Annotated in this window: 26 protein-coding genes and 1 other annotated feature; of the genes, 5 read left to right on the top strand and 21 right to left on the bottom strand. The window is 37.6% G+C overall.

Features of this window, described 5'->3' with window-relative positions; translation table 11 throughout:
- Window positions 1-3: 3 nt before the first annotated feature.
- The 14 genes from I6N96_RS04275 to I6N96_RS04210 form a co-directional block, all read right to left on the bottom strand.
- Entirely contained in the window at window positions 4-1380 is a 1377-nt protein-coding gene (locus I6N96_RS04275) for a V-type ATP synthase subunit B (protein WP_209556280.1), read from the bottom strand.
- On the bottom strand, window positions 1373-3154 hold the full coding sequence (locus tag I6N96_RS04270) for a V-type ATP synthase subunit A (RefSeq protein ID WP_209556279.1): 1782 nt from the start codon (window positions 3152-3154) through the stop codon (window positions 1373-1375). The genes I6N96_RS04275 and I6N96_RS04270 overlap by 8 nt, the downstream gene beginning before the upstream one ends.
- Before the next feature lie 164 nt (window positions 3155-3318).
- Window positions 3319-3630 carry a V-type ATP synthase subunit F gene (locus I6N96_RS04265; RefSeq protein ID WP_209556278.1) on the bottom strand — a complete coding sequence of 104 codons (312 nt, stop codon included), beginning with the start codon at window positions 3628-3630 and terminating at the stop codon, window positions 3319-3321.
- The gene (locus I6N96_RS04260; protein WP_209556277.1) at window positions 3620-4621 is read right to left on the bottom strand and encodes a V-type ATPase subunit; all 1002 of its coding nucleotides are present in this window, start codon (window positions 4619-4621) and stop codon (window positions 3620-3622) included. The genes I6N96_RS04265 and I6N96_RS04260 overlap by 11 nt, the downstream gene beginning before the upstream one ends.
- Before the next feature lie 11 nt (window positions 4622-4632).
- Window positions 4633-5214 carry a V-type ATP synthase subunit E gene (locus I6N96_RS04255; protein WP_209556276.1) on the bottom strand — a complete coding sequence of 194 codons (582 nt, stop codon included), beginning with the start codon at window positions 5212-5214 and terminating at the stop codon, window positions 4633-4635.
- A gap of 37 nt (window positions 5215-5251) precedes the next feature.
- Window positions 5252-5725, bottom strand: a complete 474-nt coding sequence (locus I6N96_RS04250; RefSeq protein ID WP_209556275.1) for a V-type ATP synthase subunit K — start codon at window positions 5723-5725, stop codon at window positions 5252-5254.
- Window positions 5726-5750: 25 nt separating this feature from the next.
- Entirely contained in the window at window positions 5751-7751 is a 2001-nt protein-coding gene (locus I6N96_RS04245) for a V-type ATP synthase subunit I (RefSeq protein ID WP_209556274.1), read from the bottom strand.
- Window positions 7738-8064 carry a hypothetical protein gene (locus tag I6N96_RS04240; RefSeq protein WP_209556273.1) on the bottom strand — a complete coding sequence of 109 codons (327 nt, stop codon included), beginning with the start codon at window positions 8062-8064 and terminating at the stop codon, window positions 7738-7740. Before I6N96_RS04240 ends, I6N96_RS04245 begins: the two co-directional genes overlap by 14 nt.
- A 122-nt stretch (window positions 8065-8186) precedes the next feature.
- Window positions 8187-8234, bottom strand: a sequence feature (sodium ion sensor (DUF1646 type); this cis-regulatory element may regulate processes involved in with the transportation of sodium ions).
- 93 nt (window positions 8235-8327) lie between these two features.
- On the bottom strand, window positions 8328-8789 hold the full coding sequence (locus tag I6N96_RS04235) for a hypothetical protein (protein WP_209556272.1): 462 nt from the start codon (window positions 8787-8789) through the stop codon (window positions 8328-8330).
- Between the two features lie 387 nt (window positions 8790-9176).
- Complete coding sequence (locus tag I6N96_RS04230; RefSeq protein WP_209556271.1) at window positions 9177-9434, bottom strand: hypothetical protein; 258 nt, start codon at window positions 9432-9434, stop codon at window positions 9177-9179.
- A complete protein-coding gene (locus I6N96_RS04225; protein WP_209556270.1) occupies window positions 9427-9774 on the bottom strand; it encodes a hypothetical protein in 348 nt (115 codons plus the stop codon). The genes I6N96_RS04230 and I6N96_RS04225 overlap by 8 nt, the downstream gene beginning before the upstream one ends.
- 31 nt (window positions 9775-9805) lie before the next feature.
- Complete coding sequence (locus tag I6N96_RS04220) at window positions 9806-11032, bottom strand: hypothetical protein (protein WP_209556269.1); 1227 nt, start codon at window positions 11030-11032, stop codon at window positions 9806-9808.
- Window positions 11033-11419 carry a hypothetical protein gene (locus tag I6N96_RS04215; RefSeq protein ID WP_209556268.1) on the bottom strand — a complete coding sequence of 129 codons (387 nt, stop codon included), beginning with the start codon at window positions 11417-11419 and terminating at the stop codon, window positions 11033-11035.
- Window positions 11420-11684: 265 nt separating this feature from the next.
- Window positions 11685-12143: a universal stress protein gene (locus tag I6N96_RS04210; RefSeq protein WP_209556267.1), complete on the bottom strand. Its 459-nt coding sequence runs from the start codon at window positions 12141-12143 to the stop codon at window positions 11685-11687.
- 197 nt (window positions 12144-12340) lie between these two features.
- Between I6N96_RS04210 and I6N96_RS04205 the strand changes: the two genes are divergently transcribed.
- Window positions 12341-12490: a hypothetical protein gene (locus I6N96_RS04205; protein ID WP_202061902.1), complete on the top strand. Its 150-nt coding sequence runs from the start codon at window positions 12341-12343 to the stop codon at window positions 12488-12490.
- Between the two features lie 99 nt (window positions 12491-12589).
- Here I6N96_RS04205 and I6N96_RS04200 read toward each other — a convergent pair whose 3' ends face one another.
- Both I6N96_RS04200 and I6N96_RS04195 read right to left on the bottom strand, forming a co-directional pair.
- Window positions 12590-12778, bottom strand: a complete 189-nt coding sequence (locus tag I6N96_RS04200; protein WP_209556266.1) for a hypothetical protein — start codon at window positions 12776-12778, stop codon at window positions 12590-12592.
- A 683-nt stretch (window positions 12779-13461) separates the two neighbouring features.
- On the bottom strand, window positions 13462-14724 hold the full coding sequence (locus tag I6N96_RS04195; RefSeq protein ID WP_209556265.1) for an aminoacyltransferase: 1263 nt from the start codon (window positions 14722-14724) through the stop codon (window positions 13462-13464).
- Window positions 14725-15048: 324 nt separating this feature from the next.
- On the opposite strand from I6N96_RS04195, the gene I6N96_RS04190 reads away from it, so the two are divergent.
- Entirely contained in the window at window positions 15049-15240 is a 192-nt protein-coding gene (locus I6N96_RS04190; protein ID WP_209556264.1) for a hypothetical protein, read from the top strand.
- An 82-nt stretch (window positions 15241-15322) separates the two neighbouring features.
- On the opposite strand, the gene I6N96_RS04185 is transcribed toward I6N96_RS04190, so the two are convergent.
- From I6N96_RS04185 to I6N96_RS04170, 4 genes are all read right to left on the bottom strand, one after another.
- On the bottom strand, window positions 15323-15538 hold the full coding sequence (locus I6N96_RS04185; protein WP_347339062.1) for a hypothetical protein: 216 nt from the start codon (window positions 15536-15538) through the stop codon (window positions 15323-15325).
- Window positions 15539-15721: 183 nt separating this feature from the next.
- Window positions 15722-16693: a S66 family peptidase gene (locus tag I6N96_RS04180; RefSeq protein WP_209556262.1), complete on the bottom strand. Its 972-nt coding sequence runs from the start codon at window positions 16691-16693 to the stop codon at window positions 15722-15724.
- 152 nt (window positions 16694-16845) lie between these two features.
- Window positions 16846-17076 (bottom strand): hypothetical protein, encoded by a 231-nt coding sequence (locus tag I6N96_RS04175; RefSeq protein WP_209556261.1) that lies wholly within the window; start codon window positions 17074-17076, stop codon window positions 16846-16848.
- 117 nt (window positions 17077-17193) lie between these two features.
- Complete coding sequence (locus I6N96_RS04170; RefSeq protein ID WP_209556260.1) at window positions 17194-18105, bottom strand: helix-turn-helix domain-containing protein; 912 nt, start codon at window positions 18103-18105, stop codon at window positions 17194-17196.
- Window positions 18106-19091: 986 nt separating this feature from the next.
- Between I6N96_RS04170 and I6N96_RS04165 the strand changes: the two genes are divergently transcribed.
- Together I6N96_RS04165 and I6N96_RS04160 are read left to right on the top strand one after the other, a co-directional pair.
- Window positions 19092-19994 carry a helix-turn-helix domain-containing protein gene (locus I6N96_RS04165; RefSeq protein WP_209556259.1) on the top strand — a complete coding sequence of 301 codons (903 nt, stop codon included), beginning with the start codon at window positions 19092-19094 and terminating at the stop codon, window positions 19992-19994.
- Window positions 19995-20197: 203 nt separating this feature from the next.
- Complete coding sequence (locus I6N96_RS04160; protein WP_209556258.1) at window positions 20198-21199, top strand: Abi family protein; 1002 nt, start codon at window positions 20198-20200, stop codon at window positions 21197-21199.
- A gap of 58 nt (window positions 21200-21257) precedes the next feature.
- On the opposite strand, the gene I6N96_RS04155 is transcribed toward I6N96_RS04160, so the two are convergent.
- The gene (locus I6N96_RS04155) at window positions 21258-22217 is read right to left on the bottom strand and encodes a helix-turn-helix transcriptional regulator (RefSeq protein WP_209556257.1); all 960 of its coding nucleotides are present in this window, start codon (window positions 22215-22217) and stop codon (window positions 21258-21260) included.
- 300 nt (window positions 22218-22517) lie between these two features.
- Between I6N96_RS04155 and ptcA the strand changes: the two genes are divergently transcribed.
- Window positions 22518-23537 carry a putrescine carbamoyltransferase gene (ptcA, locus tag I6N96_RS04150; protein ID WP_209556256.1) on the top strand — a complete coding sequence of 340 codons (1020 nt, stop codon included), beginning with the start codon at window positions 22518-22520 and terminating at the stop codon, window positions 23535-23537.
- Window positions 23538-23595 lie beyond the last annotated feature (58 nt).

The raw sequence follows: 23595 nt of genomic DNA, 5'->3' as shown, positions 1-23595 counted from the left end.
TGATCACTCTCCCTCAGTCAAATAAGCATCCAGCATATCATCCTTGATTCGTTTCAATTCAGTTCTTGGCAGCATTGACAACAGCTCCCAACCTAAATCGAGTGTTTCTGTAATCGAACGGTTCTCATGGAACCCTTGATTGACATATTCATTTTCAAATCTATCCGCAAATTTCGCATAAATTCGGTCGACATCCGACAATGCAGATTCCCCCAAAACAACAGCTAGTTCTTTCGCCTGCTTCCCTTGCGCATACGCCGCAAACAGCTGATTCATTGTAGGTGCGTGATCGACACGTGTCTTCCCTTCTCCTGTTCCCTTGTCCTTCAAACGAGAAAGAGATGGCAATACATCGATTGGCGGCTGAATGCCTTTTTTATACAAATCTCTGGACAAGATAATTTGTCCTTCTGTAATATACCCTGTCAAATCGGGAATTGGATGTGTTTTATCTTCCTCCGGCATTGTCAGGATTGGAATTTGAGTCACAGACCCTTTCAAACCGCGGATACGACCGGCACGTTCATAGAGTGTTGCCAAGTTCGTATACAGGTAACCTGGATAGCCGCGCCGTCCCGGTACTTCACGTCTGGCAGCAGAAATTTCACGAAGTGCTTCACAGTAGTTTGTCATATCAGTCATAATAACTAAAACATGCATTCCTTTTTCATACGCCAGATATTCTGCCGCTGTCAAAGCCATACGAGGTGTAGCGATCCGCTCGATTGCCGGATCATTCGCAAGGTTCATGAACAACACAGAGCGATCGATCGCTCCTGTCTGACGGAAATCCTCCATAAAGAATTCCGCTTCTTCAAATGTGATTCCAATTGCTGCAAAAACGACAGCGAAGTCATCATCACTATTCAACACGTTGGCTTGACGAGCGATTTGAGCCGCCAGTTCTTTATGGGGCAAACCAGAAGCAGAGAATACCGGTAACTTTTGCCCACGAACAAGTGTGTTCAAATGATCGATAGCAGAAATCCCCGTCTGGATAAATTCATCTGGATAGTCTCTGCTGACCGGATTGATTACTTCACCATTGATATCAACTCTTTTTTCAGGAAGAATATCAACGCCGTTATCCTTTGGACGACCTAAGCCATCAAACACGCGTCCCACCATATCCTCAGATACACCAAGTTCAAGGGGGTGACCCAAAAAGCGAACTTTTGAGTCACGAATATTGATGCCGCTGGTTCCTTCAAAAATCTGAACCATCGCTTTATCGCCGTTTACTTCAAGAACCTGACCTCTTCGAATTTCGCCATTTTGCATGCGAACCTCAATCAGCTCTTCATATTTAACGCCTTCAACCTTTTCTACGATCATCAAGGGACCAACAACTTCATTGATTGTGCGATACTCTTTAATCATTTGTCATCCCTCCATCTGCAACGATTTGTTTCATTGTTGTTTTGATTTCCTCAACTAAATCATCCAATCGACTGATTTCATCTTCAGGCACATATTTACTTCGTGCAATTCTGTCACGGATTTCGGCAGTTCCATTGATGATTTCTGAAAAGTATGCATTTAAATCCAACGCCTTCTTGCCTTCTTCAAAGAACGTTAAAATCAAGTTCATCATTTTGAACTGCTTGTCTCTTGAAGTAAAGGTATCGACGTCGTCAAACGCATTTTGCTGCAGATAATCTTCACGTAAAGATTTCGCAACTTCCAAAGTCAGACGGTCTTTGTCAGACAATGAATCAATCCCGACCAAACGAACGATTTCTTCCAGCTGTGATTCTTCTTGAAGAATACGCATTCCTTCTGCAACCATCCCTGACCAGTCCTGCTGCAGCTGCTGATCCAGATATTTCCCTACTTCCGAGCTGTATAAAGAGTAGCTTTGCAGCCAGTTGATTGACGGGAAATGACGCTTTTGCGCCAAAATAGAATCTAGTCCCCAGAATACCTTTACTACACGAAGCGTATTCTGTGTCACAGGTTCAGAAACATCTCCTCCAGAAGGCGACACTGCACTAATCGCTGTGATGCTTCCTTCACGATGGTCTTTTCCTAAAGCAACTGCCTGACCAGCACGTTCATAGTATTCTGCTAATCGACTGCCCAGATAAGCAGGGTACCCTTCATCACCAGGCATTTCCTCCAAACGTCCGCTCATTTCACGAAGTGCTTCCGCCCAACGTGAAGTAGAGTCCGCCATGATCGCTACAGAATAGCCCATATCACGGAAATATTCCGCAATGGTGATACCAGTATAAATTGATGCCTCACGTGCTGCCACCGGCATATTAGAGGTATTAGCGATCAATACTGTACGCTCCATCAGTGATTTCCCAGTATTCGGGTCAATCAGCTCTGGAAATTCATTCAATACATCCGTCATTTCGTTCCCACGTTCACCGCAGCCGACATAAACTACCAGATCAACATCTGCCCATTTAGCGATTTGATGCTGAACAACTGTTTTCCCTGCTCCGAAAGGTCCGGGAACTGCTGCAGCCCCGCCTTTAGTCACTGGGAAAAAGGTATCAATGACACGCTGACCTGTGATCATTGGTGCATCAGGATTCAGCTTTTCGAAAATCGGTCGACTTTTACGTACTGGCCATTTCTGCATCATCGTAAACTCTTTTAAGCCTTGTTGTGTTTCGATCGTATAAACAGTTTCTTCAATCGTGAATTTCCCTGCATTGATTTCCTTGACTATGCCTGAAATGCCAAAAGGAACCATGATTTGATGCTTGATAACGCTCGTTTCTTGAACAATACCTACGATGTCGCCTGCAGATACCTCTTCTCCAACTGTTACAGTCGGCTCAAATAACCATTTTTTCTCACGATCCAATGCTGGGATTTTTACCCCTCTGCCTAAAAAATTGCTCTGTGTCACTTCCGCAAAGGTATCCAGCGGACGCTGAATCCCATCAAACATTTGAGATACCAAACCGGGAGCCAATTCTACAGAAAGTGCCTCTCCTGTAGTGACCACTGGTTCTCCGGGACCGATCCCTGTTGTTTCCTCATATACCTGAATTGATGCAACGTCACCGCGCATCTCAATGATTTCTCCAATTACTCCTAGGTCTCCGACATGACAGATGTCCTGCACACTGGCATCAGACATATTGTCTGCCATGATCAAAGGACCAGATACTTTAACGATTCTTCCTTTTTGCACTAACTTTCCTCCTGTTCCGAGAGTTAAAATCGATGCATTCACAGAAACTCCAACAGTCCTATTTCAAACTGTTCCGACAAGCTCTGGATGGTGTGCTCCATTAAAATAGTGCTAAGCACTCGATTTTCTATTTTCTATATCGTCTATTCAACGCATTCATATCATTACAGTATATTCTGCCCAATCGCTTTTTCAACGTTCTCTTGAACTGCTTGTTTGCCGATACCATTTGTTCCGTCATGGCTAGGGATCAAAATAATAGCGGGCTTCATTTTGCTTTTATATCGATCGATTGTTTCAGTGACCTGCTCTGAAGCCTGCTCAGTGATGAAAATCACGCCATAGTCTTCTTCCGCCATTTGCTCAATGCTATCTCTGATTTGACGGGCTGACATGCCGTAACGTACATCAAAGCCGAAAAGCTTGAATGGCATAACAGAATATTTATCTCCAATTACTCCAATTTTATGAGCCATTGACTGAACGCATCCTTTCCTTCAGCTGCTCCACAGGAAAATGATTCTTCTTTCCTACAACAAGCATACGCAGATTTTTCCATTCGACTTCCTTTGCATTGAGATAGGAAAGCAGCGGCAATGGGCCAAATGCAACAACATTTGATTTATTGAATATATTCGTTAAATAATCATCCTTGATTCTTTCAAAAGCCACTAAATCCAACTCATGTGTTTCTGAATCAACTAACGAATTCAAAATTTCTCCATACTTCGTTGAAACAGCAAAGGATGTGAATGTCTCCAAGGTCTGCCCGGCGTATGGTAGAAACTCAGCTTTTGGTATACTGCCCGAGCTGGAAAGAACAGTAGAAAGAAATGTTTCCGTCTGTCCTTGCACGACACCTCTTGCAGTTGTAGAAATATTTGTCAAATCAATGAACGACGTGATTTCCTTGATAACATCCTCATACCCCAGCTGTTCAGCCAACTGGCGTTGATATGTCAGAAACGAACGATCATAGATAATATCGATTGCCTGCAAAACAGTTGATTCCTCAAGATAGTGATGGACTTCTCTGATTGCTTCCAAATAAACTTCCGGCAGCTCACTGGACATTCGCGTATGAACAGCACTTTTCACTGTTGCCAGAGAATAATGGCCGTCCTCGACAAAGAGATGATCTAAATCCTGACCTGTAACTTCGGCTTTTGTCAGTACTTTCAAATTATGAAAGGTAAATCGGGAAGTATAGATCGAGATTATTTCCGGCTCGGGGGCCATTTGGTAAAACCACTCGAATAGTTTTCCCTGTTCCTTAGAATAGATATACTCGAAATTATCTTCGAAATCTTCCCGCAAGTACTCACCGTATACAGTATTTTTTAAAATATCACGCAGCTCGTTGATTGTTTCTGCATTCAAAAGCTGTTCATATTGGGCAGGACTCAAAAGCTCAGTTTCTTTGATTCGAATCAGAGGATTGATCTGGTTATATGCAGTTTCTTTCATTCCACCTGCTCCTATCTGAATAGCATTTCTGCAATTTTAAAGCTTTCCGCCTTTTGAATTTCCTGAACTAATGTTGAAAACAAGAAATTATATTCAATACCGTCTTTCACAATGACAAAGCCGCTTTCCTTTGAAACAACTGCATCAGATAACTGAAAGCTCAATGTATCTGTATTGAACTGCTTCAGCCATTCTTGGCTGACTTTCTCCTGTGAATATTCGCCGATCTTTAACTGAACATCGCCAGTCAACGGTAATTTGGACAACACATTTGCAGCAAATTCCTGAAATGTTGCTGTATCCCACTCGTTCATTTTTTCAACAGTTTCTTTGAACAGCTGAGTCAGCAACTCCTGTTTTCTGTTCAAAGTTTCTTGTCTGACATCTAGCTGTTGGCGGTTTTGCTTTTGCTTAAATGCTTTTTTTGCTAATTCAGTATTTTTATCTATTTGATGTTTTTCTTGAATTTCTATTGCAGCAACCTGTTCATCAAAATTCTTTTCGATGCGCTCTTTTTCAGCACTTTTATAGGTTGCTATCTCGTCTTTTCCTTTTTCAAGGATCTGCTCAACGATTTTTTCGATTGCATCCATGTTTTTCCTCCTACTTGAAGTAATTATTTTTTACCTCTTATTTTACGTTCAGTACAAGTAAGAATGAAATAACGAAGCCTAAGATCGCATAGGTTTCAACCATTGCTGCATAGATGATCCCTTTTGTTGCATGTTCAGGTTTTTTAGCAAGGATTTGAATACCTGCTGCGGCAACACGTCCCTGAGAAATCCCTGAGAACAGACCGGCAAAAGCGATTGGTAATGATGCAATAAAGTAATCCAGTCCTTGAACCATCGTCATACTGTTATCTAGGTTGATAAAGATCAAGAAGGCAATAACGAAACCGTACAATCCCTGTGTACCAGGAAGAAGCTGCAGGATCAGCGCCTGACCAAATTTTTCCGGCTGCTCTGTTGTTAAAGCTGCGGCTGCCTCACCAGTAAAACCTACACCCTTAGCAGAGCCAATCCCTGCTAAAATCGTTGCCATCGCCATTCCTAAAACTGCAAAAAGAATGCCGCCATTTTCATTAATCAAGTAATCAATCATCGTTTATATTCCTCCACTTATTCACTTATTTCTTTATTTTCGTCTTTTCAATATTCAAATATTTCTCTTCTGTTTTCAACGGCTGGAACGCACGTCCACCGCCGTCATAGAACTTTCCAAAGAACTCTACATACTGTAAACGAGCGCCATGTACATAGGCACTCAGCAAGCTCAAGAATAGATTCAAGGCATGCAAAGCAATGATCAGAATGATTCCTACTGTAAATCGAGCAGCAGGCGGCATGAATTCAACAAGCATGTTGAAGGCTGCGGCGATACTCCCGCCGGAGATCCCCAATGCCATCAAACGAGTATAGCTGACTAAGTCGCCGATATACCCTGTTAAGTTGTACAACTCATATAAACCTTTAGCAATGCCTTTTGCCTTAGATTTTGATTGGATCACCGGTACAGCTACAATCGATAATGCTGAAATCACAGCAATCACTGCACCTGTCATAAGGAAACCATTATTCTTCAACACAATCGTACCTAGTACAGCAACCAGAATCCCAACTAGCAATCCTTGCCATGCAAAACTGCTGCCGATACTTTCCAGATACTGTTTCCTTTTTGTCAATTCGATACCATTGACCATAAGTCCAGTCATCAACTGAATAAAACCGAAGGCCACGGAAAGAAGCAAAATCGTATTTACGTCTTCTGTAGTCGATAAAATCGGAAACGGTAAGTTGATCCCCAACAATTGTTCCGGGAATGATGCTCCGAAAAAGGACCCATAGATGAAGCCCCAGATGATCGTCGGAAACGACAATATGAAAAAGAAATCAACAAAGCGTTTCATTCCTCTTGGCAATACCATCAGTTTTCTAGCAACCAGTGTGCCGATAAGCATCAAAAGCCCATAGCCCAAATCCGCCACCATCATTCCGAAAAATACCATATAGAATGGCGTCATGACAGGTGTTGGATCGATCTCATCGTATTTGGGCAAGCTATACATTTCCGTTAACATTTCAAACGGTGCAACTAGCTTGTTGTTTTTCAACTTAACTGGGATATCCTTCTGTATTTCTTCTGAAGTCGGCTGTTCAAAGACCATGTAAAGCTCCGATTTAGGAACGACTCCATAAAGTGTTTCCTGAAAATTTTGTTTCTCATCTTCCGGAATCCATCCTTGTATCAAGGAAAAATAGTTTGTATTCAATAAATGATTCTTCGCCTCTTCACGGTGGATGAGTGCGTAAACCATTTCCTCAGCAAAATAGAGCTCTTCCTGATGTTCACGATAAGCCGCTAATGCTTTTTTGATCTGCTTCTCTTCCTCAACTAAAGAAGTCAGTTCTTTTTTCGTCTGCTCATAAGCCTCGCTTGGAAGAACATCATACGGATAATTCATCTTATCAAAGCTGAATTTATTCAATAACCCATTTATTGATTCTTCATTCTTCTTCAGAAAAATCAGACTATAGTACACGTGATTGGTACTTTGATAGATTTCTTCTGCATATACAAACGGCAGCTCCTTTAGTTCATCCAGAAATTCCTGATTGTTTGCAGTATTCAATGAGCCTGATATCAGAGAGGCATCGTTAAGCATGACCTCTTGAGGAACAACATCCAACGACTGCCACCTTGCCAGCCAATCCTCATCAGCCAAAAGCTTTTTTCTTTGGCTTTCTACATCATTCAAACGCTTTTTCAAACTCTCGATTTCATTTAAGTAATCGACAACTTGTTCACGTTTAAAAGAGGATTCCAAAAAATCCAAGGTTTGAACCTGACGCTTGATCCCGCTTTTCTTTCCTTCCTTACTCGCAAAATGAGCCATGAACATCAACGCATCTTGAATCCGTAAGAGCAGTTCTTCATAATATTTTTTATCAAAAGCTTTCCCCATCAGCTGATTAGAAGAAAAATAGCTGTCGAGATATGATTGATCTACACTTGAGTGATAGAAGTCTTTGATTTCAACTGTCTGCAGTCCCTGTATCGACTGAAGAATCGCTTCTTCCTTTTCAGCAGCCGCGATCAGTGTTACCTTTTCCATCTTATTGACTGCCATAAAGTTCATTCACCCTTTCTACGATATACTCAATCATTTGGTTCTTGTTTCCATCATATTTTGATTGGAAGGATTTCTTTTGCTCTTCCGCATCTTTCAATAAGATATCTTTTTCTGTTTTCAGTTTTTCCTGCTGGAAATGTTCAGTTTCCTGAAGCAGTTTCTTTACTTTTTCCTGACTGCTCTTTTGCAATTGTAAAATTTCCTGATTTTTCTTTGTTTCAAAATCAGCCATCTCCTGCTGTACATCTTTTTTCATTTGCTGCACTTGATCTTCAGCCTGACGAATTTGCTCTAAAGCGTCTAAAACCATTATTTCACCTCCAACAAAATATTGCTTTATTTGTTTTCGTAATCATATACAAGAGAATGCGCAGTATAGCGCCTTTTTCCTCTTCCATGAAATAAGAAAAAAAGACCGAACTCAAAAAACAGTTCTTCTCACCCCTTGAAGAACATGATCCTTGAAGCTTCCGCCCAACCATTGATTTCTTAATTCACATAACGTTATTTTAGCAAAAAGCCCGTAAAAATTCAAATACATATTGACGTATCGAATTCCCACAGGCTTATTTTTTATTTATTTAATCGAATATTTTTATACTCCTCAGCATGTCCTTGTGTTGTTATATCAGCTATATTTTCAACAATCAACCAGTCATCCATATTTTTTTGTCTGTCTAAATCCATCGGCTCAATTGTTTCGGGCGCTTCGATTTCAATTAGACAAAGAATTTTTTTCCCATACCAGCGTTTTTTCTGTGCTGCTGATAATTGCAGTTGATCTTGCTTCCCTTCCAAAATTTCTGTTGATTCCTCTGCTGTCATTTTTTCAGAGTTAAAAACGTCCTTAACGACAGCCGTCCCCTTGATTTCACCCGAGCCGTCATTTTCAATAAAATACAACTGCTCTCCTGCAAAAACTCGACTATGAGGCAGCTTTCTTCCTGCAGCTCCTCTAACAATCAAAGTCTTCTCACCTGCCATAATTTTATCAAATACCTTTGATTTCGCATCTGTATATACTAAATGTTCCATTGTTTCTCCTACTTTCCTTTTTCTTTCATTATAAACAATCCAACAACTACCGTCTTTACATTTTCTGTTCAATAAAGTAATTTTTTATGCTGAATAAAAAGAATCCCAGCTATCATTTGAATCACTACTTCTTCATGTATTAACCTGCAAATAAATAGTTGAATAATAGCAATTCTCTACTTAGACAACGTTCATAATGAACAATTGCTTTATGCATCCTACTATCATCCCCATCTTGCAGATGCTGCCGCCATATTTGTATGGAGAAACGAGCATATAAGATTTATAAATACAGAAAAACTAGATACAAGACTGAAAATAAAAAAATGGAGTGAGCTGACATTTATTCAATAGAATTTATATGTTGAAAATGACCTACGGCTTGAGCTAAAAACCTTCGATTGATTCACTCTGATTCTTTAGAGCCTCTTGTGTTCCTTTTCCAAATTGCCCCTTGATGGAACTGCCTAATGTTTCCGCCGTTCCCTGAATACTTGTCTTCAAAACCTTCAGTTCTTCTCTTGATGATTCATCTATAGCTTTACGACTTGCTTGTTCTTCCCGACAAGCAGAGCTAGCTACTGATATACGAATCATCAATTTCTCACCATTCTTGCGCAACTCATTCAGCAAATCATCAATCATCGCAAAGCTCCCCTCCCACCTTTTCAGCTTGATCAGATAATTTCTGATAGCTGCGGCGATAAATCCGTTCCATATCTTCCAATTCGCTATCATACTTTCTGACTGCACATTGACAAGATTCCTGAAAATCGTCTCCTAACTCATTCAGCGCTCGCTGCCCCTCATACAGCTCGGTCCGGTCGTCAGTGATGGTTTTTATGTAGTATTTACTAGATTCCATGATATCTTCTAATATCTGTACACCTTTGTTTTTCGCAAAACGGATGTCCTCTATTTTTCTCTCAACCTGTTCTTTTTCTTTTAAATAATTTCCCTCTAATTGCTCAAGTTTTTGACTCAACAACAGTCCCCCTCTTTATGCTTTTTCACCCTCAAAGCTGTCCCGCCAGTTCCAAATCACTGGAAACCAATTTCGCAATACTCGCCTTTATGTCTGAAGCCAACGAATCATAAGCTGTATTTTGCGCATTCAATTGAGAAATTTTCTCCTGATAATAGGAAATTGGTTCAGTTGTGAGTGCTTGTTTTGTCGCACCACCAGACTCCAGTGCTTCGATTGCTTCTGAATTGCTTAGTGTCGATCCCACATTCAATGCTGTCTGTTCGGTCTTTTGCCAAAGCTGCTCTGCTTCAATAATGGCCTTTTGGTATTTTTCTTTAACTGATTCCAAAATTGTTTTACTCATTCTTGATGCTGCTTCAACAACAAGCAGTGCTTCACTGTCATCCAAATAAATCTGCTCATTTGCAGAAAGTCCGCCTCCACTAGTACTGAATTTCTTCTTCAATTGAAAGAGCCTCCACTTATCAAGAGAGGCCTGACGTGCAATCTGTGACATTTTTACCACAGAGCTTTTTGAATCTTTAAACAGGACATTCCCGTCTTTGTCAAAAAACCAATCATTGATTTCATGTGTATCTCCCTCAACCCAAAAAATCGTACCAAAATCCTCACCAATTTTTTCCATGTCATTTCCATCAATAAGCTTGACTCTAATATCTTTATATTTCCGATAATTTCTGAATAGCTCAGGATTGTCTTTCATAAATTTCTTTTCGTCATCCGTCAGAGAATCATATAGAAACCAACCATTAAAAACTGTTGTTGGGATTCCGAACTGCGCACCGATTTTCAACATATACGCGCTCTGACTATAGCCGCTCAAGTGCGTCACAGTATAGCCTTTTACATTTATCATATAATCAACGAAATCCTCAGCTTGCTTTGTTTGAGGGGAACCGCCGTTTTTAGTATCGAATACGCCGGCTGCTGCAATGAAGTCGGTAAAACCGTCTGAACCTTCTCCACCTAATATTGCCGGGCGAACAGTTCCGGCTGAGATAATCGCCACATTATTAGGATCTCCTTGTGGATAGTCAACTGTAATTGGAGCAACTGCAAAGCCCTGATAACCATTGTTGTCAATATTTGCCGAGCCAACGATTTGGAATTTTTTGTCGTTGATTATTACTACATTTTTTTCATTACCTGAAAGTTCTGAAGTAGGTTTAGCTTTATATGTTATCTTTTCATCAAAATCAGGATCTACAAAATAAACTTCCTGATTTAGCTCGTTGAGTTCTCTATCTGTATACAATCAAATGTCCTCCTCGCTGCCGTCTGTATAAATTACTTTCGTAGTACCTTCTGTAATTCCTTTTTCCATACCTTCCGTATACGCATAGCTAGATAACCTTTCTTCTTGTTCCACTGGAGGAAGTTTTACAGTCATCTCATAATCTGTTTCAAGAATTTTGATTTTCACTCCCATAGAATGAAAACCCGCAGATGGTTTTAGAACAAATTTTTCTGAAAATTTTATTTCTTCCACATTTTCAAAAGTATTTTTAATTTGTCCAGCAACAACTCTTTCCCACTCAACTATTTGTGCAAGTTTGTCCTTTCTATCCATATTAAGCTTTCCCCCAATACCAATCAATAATAAGCATATAATCATTACGCCGATAACGATTTTCTTTTTCATCTATTTATCCTCGTTTTCTAATTATCAACAATATGTCTATTTTATCAAAGAGTACATTACTGTTCTATAAAAATATTTTCCTATATAAATGAAATAAAATTGTGATGGAAATAAGCTGCGCATCTGAATTTTTTGACGCTACCACGCTATCCCGCCAATCTAACATAGTCCGCTTACCTTATGATAATAGATCTAAAGAACGCAAAAATAGCGGGCAGGGTATTCGATGGAATCCCCGGCCCGCTATTCTTAACTTATTCCTTTGTTATTTTTCTTCACCCTTTGTCGTTATGACCAGTACATCGCAAGAAGCATGGTTCACAACATATGAAGTAGTTGATCCAACCAGGATTCTTTCCAATCCATTCAAGCCTGTCTTACCAATGATTACTAAATCGATTGTCTCTTCAGATTCTGAAAAGTTTGCCAACAAGGTTTTAGGGTAACCATAGACTACATACGTAGCAACATTATCCAAACCGCCGGCATGAGCAAATTCAACTCTTTGCTTCATCTTTTCTTCTTCTTTCACTCTTAGATCTTCCATTGCATTTGTAACAGAGATTGTCAGTTCGCCAAAATAATTACCTATTTCTTCAATGACATAGACAATATGAAGCTTCGCCTGATTTCGTTTAGCAATTTCAATCGCTTTTTCAAACGCCTGATCCGCTTGGGTAGAGCCATCTACTGCAACTAAAATATTTTGATAGTTTTTTTCCATGATAAATCCCTCCCTTTTCTCTTTCATTTTACTATGAAACACCGAAAACACAAAGTATTCTCTGTTATTTCTTCCATCTTCTCTTACCCTTAAGCAAAATATTGCTAAAATTCATTGAATATGGTATTATTATTTCAGGATTTCGTTATTATATTCGTTGCCTTTCATTAGAAATTTTTTTGAGAGGAGATGATAGTATGACATTCAAAACAAACAATGTTAGTTATCGTGTAGCTTTTGATACAAAGAATAACATTTTTATGGTCTATGATGCTAATGATCATAACAAAGTCGCTTACGGTATCACAATTAAGCAAGCTGTACGTCAACTAAAAGAAACTGCTTAAGGAGCTAAACAGTTAAATGGATGATTTGAGTAGTACTACAGATTAAAAGGGTATCAGTCTAATGTATAGAACTGATACCCTTTTTTGTATGCATTTTTTTTATTTTTTGAAAAAGCCTTTTACCTGTCCAGCTAAATCATCGATATTCAAGTCAGGAAGTGATTTTCTCAGCTTATCATACTGTTCGCCAATCTCATCCTTATGCTCTTCCAAAAAGCTTTTTGCCTTCTCAATATTCCCTTTACTTATCAAATCTTTTGCTTGTTTGATCAATTCATCTTTATTCATGCTTCTGCTCCCTTATTATTATTCAAACTATTATTCTACCTCATTATCACGAACAAAGAAATATATTAAAATAAAAAAAATAAGCTATAATGCCTCCCCAGACGTCATAGCTTATTCTGCACTTTCTAACTCTTTGGTTTTCATTTCATTTATCGTGTTGCTTAAACTTCCTAGTTAATAGAAAAATTATTATCGTTTTGATCTAGCGGAATCAATTCGATAATCACCTGTGTTCATTGGCCTCCTTATTCAAATTATTTAAGAAAAGAATATGTCTTTTAACATCCAATTCTTAAGTAAAGAATAACAAACAAATATGAAGAAATAAAGAGCGACGCTCAATAATTGTTAAATTTGCAAAAATAACTTTAATTATCTACAAAAAAAACCAAAAGAGTAAAAAACAGGTACATTTTTATGCTATTAAAACAAATAAACAAATAAAAACCCTTAAATATCAATATTTACCACTGTTTTTTCATAATATATAATCATTTTTGTTTCATTCATAAAGAATTGAGAACAAGCAAAACGACTGTTTGCTTGTTCTTTTTGAAAAATTAATTTTTTTGTATGATTTAACACTTTTTTGATTCAAAAAATGAACACTCAATTTTTGATTATACAACAAAAACAGCGTCTATTGTTTCCGTTTTTTTGTCATTTGATCTAGTTGTTTTCCACTAAGCTCTTCCTCTGAGCTTACTTAAAAATTCACGCGCCTGCTTCAGAACCATATAAGCTTTGTATTTTCCTTGATTGGTAATCACTTTGAATGTCCCAATCTTTTCTTCAGCAAATCCGTTGAAGGACTCTTTGAATTTCAAGATACCATCTGAGCCATCAAAAATGCCTTCTATTCCATAAAAATTATAAACAGGAATATTCTTTTCTACAGAATACTTCAACATCCTGTCCTGAATCAAGAATGGTGCATATAATTGCTTATACTTCTCTTCCGTTCCAGAAAACAGGTAAACTGTTTCGTGGGGACATGTCAGAAAAAGAGCACAAGCCAGAGAAACCTGTTCCCCGTTCTCTTCCAGCATTTTTCTGCCTTCAGCAATACGCTTCTCGTAGGTAGAAAGCTCATCTGTAAATTCTCGCTTTTGATTGTTCTTTTTTCGACTATTTGGATTAACTACTAAAAAGGTTTCAACATCCGCCAACTTCTGCTCCAGCTGCTGCTTCTGATTTTCAAGGCTTTCCAAATAGTTCTTAAAATTGACTTCTGCAACCACAAATTTTGCTTTTTCTCCATAAGACTGATACACAGCTTGATAGTAGTCCAGCGTTTTGTCTGTAAAATTTCTTCGTATGCTGGTACGTTCTGTGATTTCCTTAAATAGAGAGAGCTCTTCATACGGTAATTCTCTTGTTGTGATTCCAAAGCTTTTTGCTTTATTCAAACTGTATTTGGCATCCTTATTATAAGATTTGATCAATGTTGCTTCAGACAGCTCACGCAAATCCTTTTTATACATCCACTGTGGATTCCCATCAGAAGAGTAGCCCTGAGAAAATCCTTCATGCTCAAACTTTTGACTAGCAAAGAAAGGAATGATTTCACTGTCTTTATCTGTCAACTGCTGTCCTCGATAATCATAAGTTGCATAGGCTCGATTCGGTGTTACAGTCAAATATAAGCCATCATTACTTTTCGTATACGTTTTAAGCTGAGAAAGAAAATCTGCTGCAAGCTCCTTGTCTTCTGGAAGCTCTAAACCGTCAATATCAAAAACATAACCAACACCCAGCTTTGTTTTTGTCATTAATGCTGCAATGTGGATCTGCCCTTGCTCATCCTTTAAGCCGGGATAAAAGACCTCTGCTCCTCTTAACTTTTTCAACGCACCCATTTCTTTTGTCTGTAGGTAGTTGCCCTGCTTTGATTGATTTGCAAAATCCTCAAATTCCTTTTCATCCAGTAGGTAAAATTTATACATTCAAAATACTCCTATCTCTTGTAAGATCATTTAATTATTTATGTAAATAAACGAATTTTTTCGACTTAACGTTTTCTATTATAACTATTCCTTGCCCCTTAAAGCAATTGATTCCTCTAAAAAAGGTTATCTAATCTATTAGATTCAGCGAAAACAAAGTAGAGGAAACAACTCACTGTAAGTATTTTATCTAAAATGATGAAGAACCACATCAAGAAAACAGCTGCCGCTTCTTCTGATTCAAATAATTGTCTCATTGCCTACAGAGGCTGTCACTGTAAGTATTTTGATTTCTTCGCTATAATATATAGTAGGAGGTTGATTATGATGAACATACTGATTATTGCTTTGATTCTTTTCTTTGCAGGTATTGCCTTACTCGCTGCCGGTAGTATCAATTACCAGATTCGGGCCTTCTATCATAAGAAAGCCTGGAATGGACTGACAAAGCCATACCTATTTGCCGGAGTACCTGCTTCACTTTTAGGATTGCTGCTTATTTTTATTAACTTTTAATCGAATGAATAAGAAGGAATGAGGCACTCTATAGTTGATAGCGTGCGCCATTCCTTCTTGTTTTTTTGAACAAGTGTCATATCTAAGCGTCCTCGTTATTTACCACTTGAGGTTTTTCATACCTGTAAATCACATGCCCGCCGTGCGCTGCCTCTCCAACAAATAATACACGGTCAGCTCTTTTAGCCCATGCCTCTCGAAATATAAAAAATTCGCTGTTTTGGATACTGATCTCGTTGATCTCCCCTACAGCAAGCTGTTCTAGCATTTCCTCAAATTTGTTTACCAACTCTATCACTCGCTTTCTACCAGATTCTACCATACAAGCTAAAACAAAAGTAGAATGAAAAAGTTTGTATAAAGCGGGATTTAACTAACTTGACAGAACATTAGAAATGAGAAAAAAGGAGCAACTATGATTCGGTATCTATATCCTTGTCTGTTTCTAAATACAGAAAAGATTGGTAATCTTCAATGATTTTCATTGCTCATCAGAAAAAATAAGCTGTTTATTGAATGTATCCACAGTGATTACCTGACCTATTGGAAATGTGAAGATAGGTTGAGTGTGCCCAAAATCCATATCGTAAATGACAGGAATATTGCTCAATATCGGATACTTATTTAAAACTGTCAATAATCGCTCCTCCGTCACTCCAGTTTCCTGTGGAAATCTACCTATTAATAAAGCTTTCGGCTGTGAATGTACCTGTAAAAATGAAGCCAGCTCCCTTGTGAAATCTCGAAAATCCGCCTCTTCCTCCAACTCTACAAAGCCAATCACGTTTTCTTCCATCGGTTGGTAGATTGTTCCTTGAAGCAAATTAAATGTTCCTATATTCCCACCTATACTGATTCCAGTCGCCACTCCCTCTGAGTACACCTGCCACTTGCCAGTCAGGATATTAGGACTGTAATTCGGTAGAAACCATGGGTCATTACTCCAGAAGGCAGAAGCAGTCAGTAGATGTTCTCCTTTATTCATCAGGATATCCTTAAAACTTTCCATCTGATAGTCTTGAAGCATCTTCATCTTAAAACTAGTATAATGCGGACCACTGTAAGTCACCAAGCCAGTTCGAGTATAAATTGCATTACTCAACGCTGTAATATCACTATATCCACAGAGGATTTTGGGGTTTCTCTTTATAAGGTCATAATCTAAATGAGGAAGAAGCTCATTGCAGTTGAAACCGCCTATCGAGGTCAATATTCCTTTTACATTCTCGTCAAGGAAAGCCTGATGGATATCATCAACTCTACTTTCAATAGCAGCAGAACCCAGCACATCATTCTCCAATATATGCTGACCAAAGCTAACTTTGAACCCCATCCTTTGTAACGTCTCTTCAGCTGCTTTGTTTGCTTCAATCCCACCTGTTCGCTCAATGCTACTTGAAGGAGAAATAACCCGGATTTCATCAGCAGCTTTTAGTTTTTCAGGAATAATCATCGGCAGCCCTCCATTTAAATCTAAAGTTTCCCTATTATATCACGAGAAATTGTGAACAGCTCAGCTTAGAAAAAGAATTTCGGTATTATCCGAGTATATAAAAATCAAGACTAAGAGTGTTTTGACATGCCCTCAGTCTTGGTTTCATTCTTTTAAATATCAGCTGTTTCGCTATCTTCAGTTCCGGAATTCTGCTCCATCCCCGGAGGTCCACCTTCTGGTCGTTCGCCATCAGGCATTTCCCCATCCATCATTTGTCCGCCTTCCGGCATCTCCACACTTGGCTGATTCATCAATTTATAGCTTAGAAATGAAATGATTCCAATAGACAAGGCACTAACAATAATTGTGCTGATCATCCATTTATTTATTTTCTTCTGCATGCACATCCATCCTCTCTTATACAAGAATTTAGGATACACCTGCTTGCTTAAACCTAACTTAAATCATTTCCTTTTGAAAACTGTAGGAATTGCCATTCTGCGTCTACATATTTCTGATTACATTGTACTGATCGGAACCTCTCCATTTTCTATATCTCCAAAAACAAATTTTTTCATCTCTTTGTCAGAAGCTTCTGCAATAGCCGTAAAACCATGTTCCTGCAAAATATCTATATATCTGTTGATTTTTTTCTGATATGCACGATCTCCTGTAGTGATAAAATAGATCAGATTTTCCAAATATTTTATGTTCATGATTATATGAAGATTTTTAGCTGCTTTATCAATGGTATCAATCATTTGCGCATATTCTTTCGCTTCACCATACTCCTTCGCCTGTATGCAAGCAGTGATAGCATTTGGGATAACGTTATAAGCATGTTTCAGTGTTTCCGCATCTCTGGATTGCTTATCTGCAATTGGATAGGCTTTTTTCATCAATGTCCTTCTTTGATCCGTAGAAAACTGATACACCATATTTGCTAATAAAGCATAATCATATTGCAACAAATATTCTGTATTAGAGAGCAGTTCGTAGGCTTCCCGTACCTCTTCCGACGAAACTGGTGGTATCTCTGACCAGAACTGTGAAAAATAGGCTTTGATTGAGACAAAATTGGAAAGCTGTACAGCTGTTTTCTTCTGCTCCAACAAAATTTCTTTATAATACTGAATCATAATTACTTTTTTTTCAGGGTTGTCCAACTCAACAGCAGCACTGTGAAAATCTTTACGAAACACCCCTTGATTTATATCAAAATCGCTAAATGTAATAAATTCCTCTATGTTCACTGATAATGTGTTCAGAATTTCTTGTAGCTCTTCTAATCTGACACTCCTTTTACCATTTTCTATCCTGGAATAGATAGAATGATCTGCTGAAGTCTTCAGCACTTCTTTTTGAGTGAAGCCTTTTAAATTCCTGAAAAATCTTAACGTATCTCCAATTCTTATCTTTAAATTTTTCAATATAATCAAACTCCTCCACGTGCTGATTTAGCACAAAATATAACATATTTAAGCCAATTTTACAATAACTGCCAGAATTAAATCTGATTTGTGCATATTTTACCCAAATAGATAACACCTGTTTATTTTCTTTCTGCTGCTTGATATAGTTAATTTATGAAAAGGAATAGATGCCTGCTGTGATAGAAGCGGTGTTACTAATTGGGTAGTAGTGCCTTTAAACATTAGAATGATTTTTATGGTTTAGCCAGACTAGATATCTATCAGGTTGGTATTTTGACTGTTTTCATAAAAAGGGGTAAGTCAAGTAGTCTGTCAGTTTGAGCGGATCTGAGATCGCCATAAATGTTTTCCTTGCAAAAATTTTCCAACATACTATGGCGATTGGTTTTCAACCTTCTATAGAATTGAAAATAATCAGATACATTTTTTTGCTGACAGTATTGTTCTACAGAGATATTGCTCTGAAGGTAATATAGGAGAATATGGTGTTGTTTATCGGGAAAAGGAGAGCATTATGTATATTACGTCATCATACCGTGAATACATAATGTCTTGCAAAGTCGCTGTGATGAACAGACTTTGCAAAAAGAAAAAAGCTGAATTGTTAAGGAACTGCATAACGTAGTGACCTCAACAATTCAGTTTTTTATAAAAGTACTCAGAATATAAAACTCTTTGTTTCGAACCTGTTTACGCTACAAATATGGCTGATAAATGAATAAAGAAAAAGAACAGAAGCCCCCAGCTCTGTTCTCTTACTCTAGCAATTGCACACCCCTGATGTAAAAATTTATGGTGTAACAATGACAAGAAGTGGAATGATAATCAGTCCTAAAGCCAGCATTTCAACACCTCCGTAATTTGCATAATTACATCCTTATATTATCAAAAATAACGATATTTTGAAATCGATTTTAATCATTATCTTCGCAAATTAATTCAAATGTGATATAATTTAGCAAAAAATAACGAGGATTTAATTTATGAATATCAGTGAGACTTTACTCTTTTTCAGGCGAAAACTAAAGCTGACACAAAAGGAAATGTGGCCTGGTCATGATACCTCCGCCTATTCGAGAATCGAAAATGGTAAACAAGACATTAAAATATCTGATCTATCCTCCATTCTTGATCAACTATCGATTTCTCCTGAAGAATTTTTCCTTTATTCCTCAATTGATGAAGAACAGAAACGATTTAGGAACTTGTTTCAATATTGTGCAAATCATCTTAACAACCAGACAAAGAAAAACGAGTTATGTCGCTACTTTAGTAAGTTGGAAACAAATTCTCAAAAAAATTTGAAAGAATTATCAAATTATATTGCTATTAAAGTGTTTTTTTCTCAGTACTGGGAAGATATTAAACCTATCAAAAAAAATGAACTAGATGATATTTTTAGTTACTTAAATGACAAATCTTACTATATTCAGTACGATTATACACTAATGTCTAACACCATCTTTCTAATGAGTGATAAACAAGCAGAAAAATTAGTTAGTAAAGCAATCCCTATAAAAGACGAGGAAAACAGAAATACAACAACAAAGCAATTTGCCTACAATCTAATTACGAATTTAATCACTACAGAGCTATATAAACTAAACTATGAAAAAGCAAATAACTACTTAATACTAGCGAAAAGACAAAATGAAGGAAATCAAGACTATAAATATCGAATGAATGTTGAGTATTTAAGTAACCTACATCTCTATCTTACAAAAGGAAATTACCAATATATTCGTAAAGTTTATGATTACATTCATTTTCTAAATGATCTTGGCGAAACGCAACGGTCAAAATTGATAGAAAAAGAAGTTGAGCTTTTGACATTAACAAGCAGAGAAAAGGATAATTCGCCAATCAATACTTTAAGCTTAGACTAAACTCATTTCAAATTGAAATGAGTTTTTCTTTATCTTACCTAATCTTGATAAATGATGCTCTCTTCATTAAGTCAAATTGTGATACATACAAATAGTTGACACAAAGAAACATTAACATTATTATAATAATATAAAAATCTGGGTGCCTTACACCTCTATCTCACTACTTTCAGTGAGATTTTTTTCTTGTAAAGGAGTCAGTAATGGAAGATAAAACATTTAAAACACTGGAAGAACAAATAGATATTCTCAAATCAAGAAACATGCGGTTTCGAGACGAAGAATCAGCTAAATATGTTTTGATCAATAATTCTTACTACGGTATCATCAACAGCTACAAAGAGCTGTTTCAACAAAAGAAAGCAAAAGATAGTAATATTGATTACGGCAATCAGCTTTTTGAGGATGTTTTAGAAGATACTTTATTGATTTGTGATTTTGATAAGAGCCTTGCCTCCATACTCTATAAGTACATCATGATGGTTGAGACGACATTCAAGTCCTCCTTAAGTTATTATATCTCTCTTGAACTGGGGTCAGATCAACAGAGATATTTAGATAAAAGCAGCTATTCTAATGGTTATGTTATTCAAACAGGTGCTTTTAAAGGAGCTTATTCTATAGAAAAAACATTTGATAAGGTCACTTCCCGCATTGAGGATAGCCGAATAACCACCATCAGACACTTTCGTGAAAGCTATAAGAATGTTCCTCCTTGGATTGTCATTCCCACACTCAGCCTAGGTGTTGTTTATGAATGGTATAAGCTATGCCGTTCTTCCATCAAGAGCAGTGTAGCCAATATATTTTTGTACCCTCAAAAACCAGATGAGTTGAAAAAGGAGCTCTTTTTACAGGCGATGAAAGCTGTTCATTTATATAGAAACATTGTTGCTCACGGGTCTCGTTTAATGATTCATGAAATTCCTTTAAAAACTCGTTTGAAGGAACGTCTCTTAAAAGAATACCTGCAGGATGATTCATTTTCCTCAGCGTATATCTACGAACGAACATTCCGAGTCTTTGCATTATTTGCCTCAATTTGTGTTTTGCTTTCTAATCGACCGGCTATTAAACATGAATTCATCAAAGAACTGGCTTACCTCTTTAAGCAGTTACAAAGAAAAGATAGTCGAATTTACGATCTTTTACTTTATCGTGTTTATTTACCACGAAACTTCATTGAGCTGCTTCAAAAAATTTGATATTTTATAGAAGAACACCCCTCGCCATTGAAGTGAGGGGTGTTCTTTTCTAACTAACTTATACAGCTGAAGAGACTTCTGTATTAATCTTTCCTGATTTATGAAAATTTTCGTATACTTCTATTACCTGATTACGTTTTTTGATGTTCAGCTTAATGAAAATATTATGGACATGAGTTTTTACGGTACCTAGGGATAAGAATATCTCATCAGCAATTTGTTGGTTGGATTTATGCTCCAGTAGTAAGGCACAAATTTCCTGCTCCCTCTGTGTAAAACCATAGTGTCGGCAAAACAGCTGAAACTGCACATCCTCTTTCTCTTCTACAACTGCCTGCTTCTCTTCTTCCTCTGCTCTAAACAAAAAGTGCAGCAGCATGAAACAGATAAGCATGGAAAAGATATCCTCAGATATATTCCGATTGTTGATCTTCACATTCAAGATCGTATACTGATCCACTTGATAAATAACATACGTATCCTCCAAAAGGATCAATAGACCAAAAACAATAGAAGAAAGACTAACCCACTTTGTATAGAAATATCTTGCAGCAGAAAAATCTGTTGCCTTTCTCAAATGCAGCCAACCATATAAACCAAGATAAAACAGAAACAACTGATTTGGTAGGTAATAGAGCCAAACTTTTGTCGCTGAATTTTGCAGAAGAGGAATCATTGACATCCATAAGGTCAAGATGACGACTAAACCATATTGAAAAAAGGAAGTTTTTCGTTTGAGGAGATTATTAACGATCAATAAGGAACAGTAGGCGTTCACAACATAAATAATTGTTTTTGCTACAGGAATGCTCATGAAGGTCTCGTTGTAACTTGAAGCAAAGCTATTAATGAATTCTGTCATATAAATAATCGCATTATCAAAAATGAAGAAGAGCAAATAAATCGTTATCAGTAAGAAGAGTGTTTGCTTCCGGCGAAGAAAATAATTGATGGAAAGTGCCATAGCCAGTGCATATAAAACGATCAACAGAATATTGTAGAGAAATACTGCAATCATAAAAGAAACCCCTTTCATTTAGAAGTATCAGTTTAAGTGGTAAACCTTTCCCGATCCTTATCATCTACTCAAATTATAACATCAACCTTTTCAGATGGCGAAAAAAATTTCTAAACCTTTTAGCTAAACTTTTCTAAACCCTTGATATAACAGCCTTTTAAATCCTAGTAAAATAAACGAATTTTTCCCACCAAAAATGTATGCGCTTTCTAAAAATGTTTAGACCCTCAGGTTTATCGTAAACTGACAGATAAATTTATAGAATGAAACTGTAAAAAATATTTCCGAGGAGGAAGACACATGAACAAAAGAGATCTTATTACAACAGAAAATTACACAAAGGAGGACATTTTACAAATCGTTGATCTTTCCTTAAAGATTAAAGCTTGTGTCAAAAACAACTACTATCCACCATTATTAAAGAACAAAACTTTAGGTATGATTTTCCAGCAATCATCTACTAGAACTCGTGTTTCTTTTGAAACTGCAATGACACAATTAGGCGGTCATGCACAATATTTAGCTCCTGGTCAAATCCAATTAGGCGGTCACGAAACGATTGAAGATACAAGCCGCGTACTTTCACGCTTAGTAGATATCTTGATGGCGCGTGTTGAACGCCATCATAGTGTGAATGATTTGGCAACTCATGCAACGATTCCTGTTATCAATGGAATGTCTGATTATAATCACCCAACACAGGAACTTGGCGATCTTTGTACAATGATCGAGCATTTACCTGAAGGCAAAAAATTGGAAGATTGTAAAGTTTCCTTCATTGGAGATGCGACACAAGTCTGCTTCTCATTAGGATTAGTTGTAACAAAAATGGGTATGGAGTTTGTCCATTTCGGACCTAAAGGCTTCCAGCTGAATGATGACCATAAAGCGAAATTGGATGCTATCTGTAAAGTTTCAGGAGGCAGCTACACAGTGACGGATGATGAGGATGCAATCATTGGATCAGACTTTATCTATACTGATGTATGGTATGGCTTATACGAAGCAGAACTTTCTGAGGAAGAGCGTATGCGTACCTTCTTCCCTAAATATCAAGTGGATACAGGTATGATGAACAAAGCTGGAAAAAATGCGAAATTCATGCACTGTCTGCCTGCAAGTCGTGGTGAAGAAGTTACAGATGAAGTCATTGACGGACCTGCATCAATTTGTTTTGACGAAGCAGAAAATCGTCTAACTTCAATTCGTGGTCTACTTGTATACTTGATGAACGACTTTGCGGATAAGAACCCAACAGACAAAGCTGCTCAAGCGAAGGCAAAAGCAGACTTGGAAGTTCTTCTGAACACCGTATTATAAAGAGCGTTGTGGTAAGAACAGCAGAGAATCGCTATAGTCATCCCCTCTCTGCTGTTTT

Source organism: Enterococcus larvae (assembly GCF_017830045.1).
Lineage (GTDB): Bacteria > Bacillota > Bacilli > Lactobacillales > Enterococcaceae > Enterococcus_L > Enterococcus_L larvae.
This window is presented reverse-complemented; position numbering and strand designations above follow the sequence as displayed.